This window comes from Acidimicrobiales bacterium (assembly GCA_022452035.1).
Taxonomy (GTDB): domain Bacteria; phylum Actinomycetota; class Acidimicrobiia; order Acidimicrobiales; family MedAcidi-G1; genus UBA9410.
On sequence record JAKURV010000047.1, the window covers coordinates 1 to 7,084 of the forward strand.

Genomic DNA, 7,084 nt, shown 5'->3' on the forward strand with positions numbered 1-7,084 from the left:
CATTGCAACAACACCGGCGAGCATCACCGTCGAAGTGACCTCGTAGGAGCGCACCCGCTTTATTACGTCGGAGGCGAAGAAGTCACTCAATCCAATTGAAAAGGTCGAAAGTAGCGCGTAGATCAGCGACATAAGGCCGGAGTATGCATCGTGTTACGCCTTGCTGTGCCCTAAGTGGGGGCCAATGGGGGAGTTGGGCGACCGTCTCACGACGAGCAACGGTAGGTCGTGGACCTGGCGTCTGTGGCCGCTATCAAGTCCCTCTGACTCCACTGACTCGTGTGTCCGGCGCCTGTTGTAAACCTTCGAGAATGGTTATTGACGACGTGTTCAGGGTTCGAAGAGCCGAACAAGCGGACTATGTGGCTGCGACAGAAGTTCTCCTCCGCTCGCGCCATGCGTCAGTGCCGGCAATTCCACCTCTTGTACATCTTGACGAGGAAGCAAAGAAACACTTTGTCCAAACCGTCATGCCATCTACTGAGGTATGGGTAACCGAAACCGACGGTGCTATCTCCGGTGTACTGGTTCTAAACGGAAACTGGATCGAACAGTTGTACATCGACCCAACTCGGACCAATCACGGACTTGGCACCGCACTTATTGAACAGGCGAAAGTCGAACACCCGGAAGCCCTTGAACTCTGGACGTTCGAAAGCAACCGAGGGGCACAGCGCTTCTATGAACGACATGGCTTTCGGGCTGTCGGAAAAACTGGCGGTGACAACGAAGAGGGAGAGCCAGACATCCACTACCGGTGGGCGAGTGGAAATATGGCGTTCGATGACCGTGTTGATACACAGAGGCTGTCGACAGGCACACTGGGGCGGTGAGCCGAACAACCGTCGTGCACAACCAGGTCGACGAATACGACGTCTACATCGGACGCGCTGTACCTGAGCTCGGTATAGGTGACAGCAAATGGGGAAACCCATTCGTGATGGCTAATGAAAGCGACGCCGAACGCGAGCGCGCGATTAACGCCTACCGGGAATGGGTGGTCGCCCAGCCCGAGTTGCTGGGCTCGCTCGAAGAACTCCGGAGCAAAAGACTGGGTTGTTGGTGCGCGCCAAAGCCATGCCACGGCGACGTCTTGGTCGAACTCCTCGACCGGGCTTAGTTTTAAGGCTCTGCTTCGAAGCCCCACGCTGGCCTGAACTGGTCCAGGCCAGCTCTGTCGGATGATGCCCCTGCTGGTCCCAACTTGAGAGTCACCTAGCCTTCGACCATGACTCGCTTGATACTGCACGGCGGCCAGATTTTTGACGGAACATCGGACAAGACATCTACTGGCGACGTGCTGGTCGAGGACGGGCGCATTGTCGAGGTGGGTTCCGGACTAGACGGTGACGAAGCCGTCGACTGCTCAGGCCGACTGGTAACACCCGGCCTGTTCGACTGCCACGTCCACTTCATGGTCGATGGCGACTTCTCTGCCAAGACGCATGCAGAAACTCCCTTTTCCCTCAGCTTCTTCCAAGCCGCAGAAAGGATGAAAAGGACACTCGCAATCGGGATCACCAGCGTTCGTGAGGCGGGAGGGACTGACGCCGGCGTTAAAGCGGCACGCGAACGTGGCCTGATCCAGGGTCCTCGGATGCAAATCGCCCTAACGATGATCTCCCAGACCGGCGGACACGCCGACTCGTGGGAGATTTGCGGCGCGCACATGCCCGGGATGATGGACTCCCACCCAGGTCGCCCACACCCGATCGTCGACGGTCCCGAGGAGATGCGGAAGAAAGTCCGCGAACTAATTCGTGCCGGTGCCGACGTAATCAAGGTGGCGACGTCGGGCGGAGTCCTGTCGCCACTCTCGAATCCGAAACATGCACACTTGCGACCTGACGAGCTGGATGCGCTTGTCAGCGAGGCAACCGCCGCCGACCGGTTCGTCATGGCTCACGCCCAGGGCACTCAGGGAATCAAGAACGCCATTACGGCCGGTATCCGGTCAATAGAGCACGGGATCTACCTGGATGACGAGGCCATTGAGATGATGCTCGCTGCCGGGACATATCTCGTGCCGACTCTCATGGCACCGCTCGGGGTTATAGACCAGATCGAACGAGGGCTGGAACTACCCGAAAAGGTCGTCAGGATCGCCACCTCGGTAGCCGAGGCTCACCGAGATTCGGTAGAACGGGCAATCGCTGCTGGAGTAAAGGTGGCAATGGGTACAGACACAGGCGTGACTCCACACGGCGAGAACCTTCGGGAGTTGGCCGAGATGGCCAAGCTAGGAATGTCAGATGCACAGGTTCTGCGATCCTCGACGACGGTCGCTGCAGACCTGCTGGGCGTCTCGAGTGAACTCGGCACGGTGGAGGTCGGGAAGATAGCGGACCTGGTGGTCTGGGAGGGCGAGAGCCTTGACGTGAGCGACATGCGGTCCCGCGTCTCGACGGTCATCCAGGGCGGAGCAGTCGCCATCTAGGCCGCGTGCGGTCTTAACTGGAGTTTCCATGTCGCGCTGGTCTGAGAAATTGATGACGTCGTTGGACGGACGGGCCACGATCCTCGAAACGGAACGGGGGCCGATCCAGGTCGCAAGGGACGGCGCTGGGCCCAAGGTGATGACGGTTCATGGATCGCCGGGTGGGTTCGATCAAGGGCTGGTGTGGGCCCGACACCTGCGGGACGGTGGCTGCGAGTTGATCGCTCCGTCACGACCTGGGTACCTGCGGACTCCCCTTGATTCCGGTCGGAACCCGGCCCAGCAGGCCGACCTATACGCAGCGATGCTCGACGCCCTCCACATCAAAAAGGTGACAGTTCTCGGGATCTCGTCGGGCGGTCCGTCGGCTGTCCACTTCGCCGCACGGCATCCAAATAGAACCAAGGCACTGCTTCTCGATGCAGCCGTGCTCCTGCCTATTGCTCCGGCGATAAACGCGGTAGAGAGGGCAATCTTTGAGTCTTCTGTCGGGACCTGGCTCTCGTGCGAGATAGCGAAGAAGAGGCCCAAGCTGACAGCGACTCTGATCGTTGACGCGCTCGCGGCTGGCCTGAGCAAGGACCGCAAACGGGATGCAGTGGACTGGATCACATCCAATCCGGCACGGCTTCACGACATCGCTGATCTCCCCACCTCCCTCGCACCGAGAAGGTTCCGGGAATCAGGCCAGAGGAACGACGAATCAAATGAAACCAATCTCACCCCGCTGCCTTTTGTTGAGATCACAGCGCCGACACTCATTGCTCAAGGCACCAACGACGCTTTTCCCCTCCTCGATCACGCAACCCATGCCGCTGAAGAGATACATGGTGCGGAGTTGATGCTCGTAGACGGAGGCCATCACGGGTTGCCGTGGTGCCGACACGTCGGTGCGGTCACCCAGAGGCAACTCGAACTCTCGCTCGCCGAGCCAGGTTCTACCAACTGAACTGGTGTGGCCGAACCGGCCCTAGACGCGGAACAACCCCCCGAAGGGGGTTGAACCCGGAGTCCTCCCCGTTTCCGGTTCGTTCCCCGAGCGGACCTTCACCGAAGTGTTAACCCGCTGAGATGATTTCTAGTCGCGGTTCGAAGGGAAGCGCAAGAGATTTTTTAAAAAAACCAAAACTATTTTTCGAAGAGGTGTCAGGCGAGGCGTAGAGGCCAACTCATCAGTAGTTGCCCAGGATGCGCTCGGGAACAATGAAGACCGCCACTCGTCCTTCGTTACTCATGACCCGGTCATATTCGTCGAAGTCATCGTGGGTACCACTTGCTGCCTGGAAAACTTCACGCAGTAGGAGCCGCAGGGCTTCGGCGTCAATCCCGTCAGGTAGGTCACCAGGTCCGATGAGGTCGGCTGGGCCGGTTACTGAGCGCCATGTCCAGTCGCGACGGATCGCGATGGTTACCTGGGAGCCGCGGCGAACATGGTCCAGCCGGGCAGCGCCTCCGGCCGAGACAAAAGCCACACAAGGCACACCGGTGATGGGATGGTCGGTCACCCCACAGTTGACGACGCTGGACAGTACGCGTGCATCGGCTTGGGTTGTGCTGACTATGGCCAGACCGTTCTCGGTAGCCAGATAAGCCCTGACCTCTTCGATGTCCATGACCTGACGGTAGCCACCAAGCCCCGCTCTGACACTGAATCGCCCCAGGCCATCTTCGTAGCTACCAGATCGGTCATCGTCCAACGGTTAGGCCTACCATCGGCCCATGGTCTTTGAAGGAACAATGAGCGGGCGCATGGCCCGCACCACCATTGCTGACGGGTTCCACATCCTTCCCGGCATGGGCAACTGTCTGGCTGCCGAGACAGACGCCGGGATGGTCATCGTTGACGGCGGCCCGGTTGGGGTGGCCCCCAAGATGATTGACCACCTACGTGGAATCACCGACGCCCCTGTCCACGCCATCTGTTACAGCCACGGTCATAACTCATACAACGCGGGGATGGGAGCCTGGCTAGAGCACGCCGCAGACCGAGGGGACCCGCCACCCCGACTGGTGGCTCACGCCAACCTTCTGTACCGGTACTCCCGCTACCGGGAGACCCACCATCTCCAAGCCCGGATGGCCGCCGTGCAATTCCCGGGGCGCAACGGGGTTCCCATCGCGGCCCTTGATGACGCATTCCTCCACGTCGATCCCACCGAGACCTTCGAGGACCACCTGGTGCTCGTAGAGGGCTCCCGACCTGTGGAGGCCTACTGGGCCCCTTCCGAGACCGACGACTCCCTTGCCCTGTGGTTCCCTGCGGATGGTCTTCTCTACGGCGGGCCAGCCACCCCGGCCGACTCCATCCCCAACGTGGGAACTCCTCTGCGTACCCAGAGGTACACCGTCCGGTGGGCTGACACCCTGGACCGTCTAGCCGCCCTGGGCGCTCAGACCCTGGTCACTGAATTCGGTCCGGTGGTATCCGGTGCAGAGATGGTGCGAGAACGTCTGACCATGACCGCCGAAGCACTGCGGTGGCTTCGAGCCGAGGTGGTCGAGAGAATGAACCGAGGCATGAGCGAGTCTGAGATTCTCGCCGACATGGCTTACCCACCGGAACTGTTTGACCACCCGTGGATGGCACCTACTTACGGCTGTGCTGACTACATCGTGAGAGATCTGTACAGGGAGGAAAACGGGTGGTGGGACCGCAACCCCACCACTCTGCACCCATCCCCACCTGACCAGGCTGCCTCCGAGATCCTGTCCGCCCTAGGCGACCCGGCAACCGTTGTGAACCGGGCCAAGGAACTCGCACAGAAGGGGCAGACCCAACTAGCCCTCCACGTCATCGACCTGGTGGCCCTGGCCCCCGGAGACGACCCGATGGTGGCGGAGGCCCGGGCCGTCAAGGCCGAGCTATGTCGAGTGCGTTCCGCGGAGGTGGAACCCTTCGTATCCAAGTCCTGCTATCGCTCATCGGCTCGACTTCTAGACAAGGGCCACACCTCCTGGCAGGACCTTCCCTGACCGGAGATACGTGCTGCAGGGTTCCCGTCCATTTCGGTAGCGGTGACTTTTTTCCGGCAGGCGATGCAAGTTACGAACAGCGCTCCCATATGGGTCACTGTGCCCGACGCATTCCGAGCGTTGAGGAAGGGTGATTCGAATGAGCGGGAAGACACAGGGCGACTTGTGGCCGTCATGCGGGCTGACCCGGCGGTTCACGAGGTGCTGGCCGAGGCCGAGCGATCGGTGCTCGACGGAGAAACCGCCCCGGCTGAGGCGGCTGAACACATTGTCGAGATTCACCTCAATCGGGACGCCTGATCTAGGGTCCACACCCGGGATTGATCGGAGGCCGACATGGATCGACGGACCTTCTTGCGACAGAGTCTGGTGGCCACGGCTGGCGCTGGCATGCTCACAACTGCGGGCATGGTCACTGCCCGGGCTGCCGAACCCGGCTCCGGGCCCTACGGATCTATCGAAGGGATCGCCCCAGACGCCAACGGCCTAATCCTGCCCGAGGGGTTCACCTCCCGGGTGGTTGCCGTCGCTGGTGACCCGGTGGCCGGCACTGACCACCTTTGGCATCTGTTTCCGGACGGTGCGGCGACCTTCCCCGATGGTGACGCCGGCTGGTATTACGCGTGCAACAGCGAGGTGTTCAACTTCATGACCGGGTTCGAGAACCACGGCGGTGCGTCGTCAGTCCACTTCGACGCCGACGGCCAGATCCTTGACGCCTTCCCGATCCTGTCCGGCAGCCACTCCAACTGTTCCGGCGGGCCTACGCCGTGGGGAACGTGGCTTTCTTGTGAGGAGGGGTTCTTTCCGCCCGCCTGGGGCAGGGTGTGGGAGTGCGATCCAACCGGGGAGGGCGAGGCGATCGCCCGCGACGCCATGGGGTTTTTTGCCCACGAGGCCGTGGCCGTCGACCCGGAGGAGGGGATGCTCTACCTGACCGAGGACAGCAAGGGCGGAGTGCTGTACCGGTTCACCCCCGACGCCTACCCCGACCTGTCTACTGGGCGGCTAGAGGCCATGATCCTCGTCGAAGACTCCGTTACCTGGGGGGAGGTAGCCGATCCCACAGGCGCCTCCGTTCCGACCCAAGAACAGGTGCCCGGGGCATTTGTGACACCCGGAGCGGAGGGAATCTGGTACCACGACGGCTGGATTTGGTTCACTACCAAAACCGACAACCGGGTCCATGCTGTCGACCTTCGTAGCCAGCAATACGAGTTGGTATGGGACGGTAGCGGGGACCGGCAGCCTCTCACCGGGGTGGACAACATCACCGTAGAAGAGGGATCCGGCGATCTGTTTGTCGCTGAGGACGGTGGCAACATGGAACTGGTGGTCATCAGCCCGGAGGGCGAGGTGGCACCGTTTTGTCGGATCGCCGACCCGGCCCACGAGGGGTCGGAGGTGACCGGGCCGTGCTTCAACCCGACGAGGGACCGCCTCTACTTCAGTTCACAGCGCGGTCCCACAACTCGACCGACCAACGAGATGGTGGCCGCGGTCGACCTCGGGAATTTCGGCGGGGTGACCTATGAGGTGACGGGTCCCTTCAGGGGCAGGGTCGAGCCGCCCGCTCCATCGACCACCACTGTGGCCCCGACCACCACTGTGGCCCCGACCACCACTGTGGCCCCGACCACCACTGTGGCCCCGACCACCACTGTGGCCCCGACC

8 protein-coding genes are annotated in these 7,084 nt (G+C 61.4%); 7 read left to right on the forward strand and 1 reads right to left on the reverse strand.

Features of this window, described 5'->3' with window-relative positions; translation table 11 throughout:
• Window positions 1-311 precede the first annotated feature (311 nt).
• The 4 genes from MK181_10610 (at window position 312) to MK181_10625 (ending at window position 3,386) form a co-directional block, all read left to right on the forward strand.
• Window positions 312-833 carry a GNAT family N-acetyltransferase gene (locus MK181_10610; protein MCH2420250.1) on the forward strand — a complete coding sequence of 174 codons (522 nt, stop codon included), beginning with the start codon at window positions 312-314 and terminating at the stop codon, window positions 831-833.
• On the forward strand, window positions 830-1,120 hold the full coding sequence (locus MK181_10615) for a DUF4326 domain-containing protein (GenBank protein ID MCH2420251.1): 291 nt from the start codon (window positions 830-832) through the stop codon (window positions 1,118-1,120). The genes MK181_10610 and MK181_10615 overlap by 4 nt, the downstream gene beginning before the upstream one ends.
• A gap of 108 nt (window positions 1,121-1,228) precedes the next feature.
• Window positions 1,229-2,437: an amidohydrolase family protein gene (locus tag MK181_10620; GenBank protein MCH2420252.1), complete on the forward strand. Its 1,209-nt coding sequence runs from the start codon at window positions 1,229-1,231 to the stop codon at window positions 2,435-2,437.
• A 139-nt stretch (window positions 2,438-2,576) separates the two neighbouring features.
• Window positions 2,577-3,386, forward strand: a complete 810-nt coding sequence (locus MK181_10625) for an alpha/beta hydrolase (GenBank protein ID MCH2420253.1) — start codon at window positions 2,577-2,579, stop codon at window positions 3,384-3,386.
• A gap of 223 nt (window positions 3,387-3,609) precedes the next feature.
• Here MK181_10625 and MK181_10630 read toward each other — a convergent pair whose 3' ends face one another.
• Window positions 3,610-4,050, reverse strand: a complete 441-nt coding sequence (locus tag MK181_10630) for a hypothetical protein (GenBank protein ID MCH2420254.1) — start codon at window positions 4,048-4,050, stop codon at window positions 3,610-3,612.
• Window positions 4,051-4,156: 106 nt separating this feature from the next.
• Here MK181_10630 and MK181_10635 point away from each other — a divergent pair, with 106 nt between their 5' ends.
• The 3 genes from MK181_10635 to MK181_10645 form a co-directional block, all read left to right on the forward strand.
• Window positions 4,157-5,410 (forward strand): MBL fold metallo-hydrolase, encoded by a 1,254-nt coding sequence (locus tag MK181_10635; GenBank protein ID MCH2420255.1) that lies wholly within the window; start codon window positions 4,157-4,159, stop codon window positions 5,408-5,410.
• 99 nt (window positions 5,411-5,509) lie between these two features.
• The gene (locus MK181_10640) at window positions 5,510-5,710 is read left to right on the forward strand and encodes a hypothetical protein (GenBank protein MCH2420256.1); all 201 of its coding nucleotides are present in this window, start codon (window positions 5,510-5,512) and stop codon (window positions 5,708-5,710) included.
• A 36-nt stretch (window positions 5,711-5,746) separates the two neighbouring features.
• Window positions 5,747-7,084 (forward strand): PhoX family protein (locus MK181_10645; GenBank protein MCH2420257.1); only part of this gene is annotated, 1,338 nt, incomplete at its 3' end.

Bases quoted from the DNA above. Each gene is read 5' to 3' on its own strand.
- MK181_10610 (MCH2420250.1), top strand. From the start codon at position 312: ATGGTTATTGACGACGTGTTCAGGGTTCGAAGAGCCGAACAAGCGGAC.
- MK181_10620 (MCH2420252.1), top strand. From the start codon at position 1,229: ATGACTCGCTTGATACTGCACGGCGGCCAGATTTTTGACGGAACATCG.
- MK181_10625 (MCH2420253.1), top strand. From the start codon at position 2,577: ATGACGGTTCATGGATCGCCGGGTGGGTTCGATCAAGGGCTGGTGTGG.
- MK181_10630 (MCH2420254.1), bottom strand. From the start codon at position 4,050: ATGGACATCGAAGAGGTCAGGGCTTATCTGGCTACCGAGAACGGTCTG.
- MK181_10635 (MCH2420255.1), top strand. From the start codon at position 4,157: ATGGTCTTTGAAGGAACAATGAGCGGGCGCATGGCCCGCACCACCATT.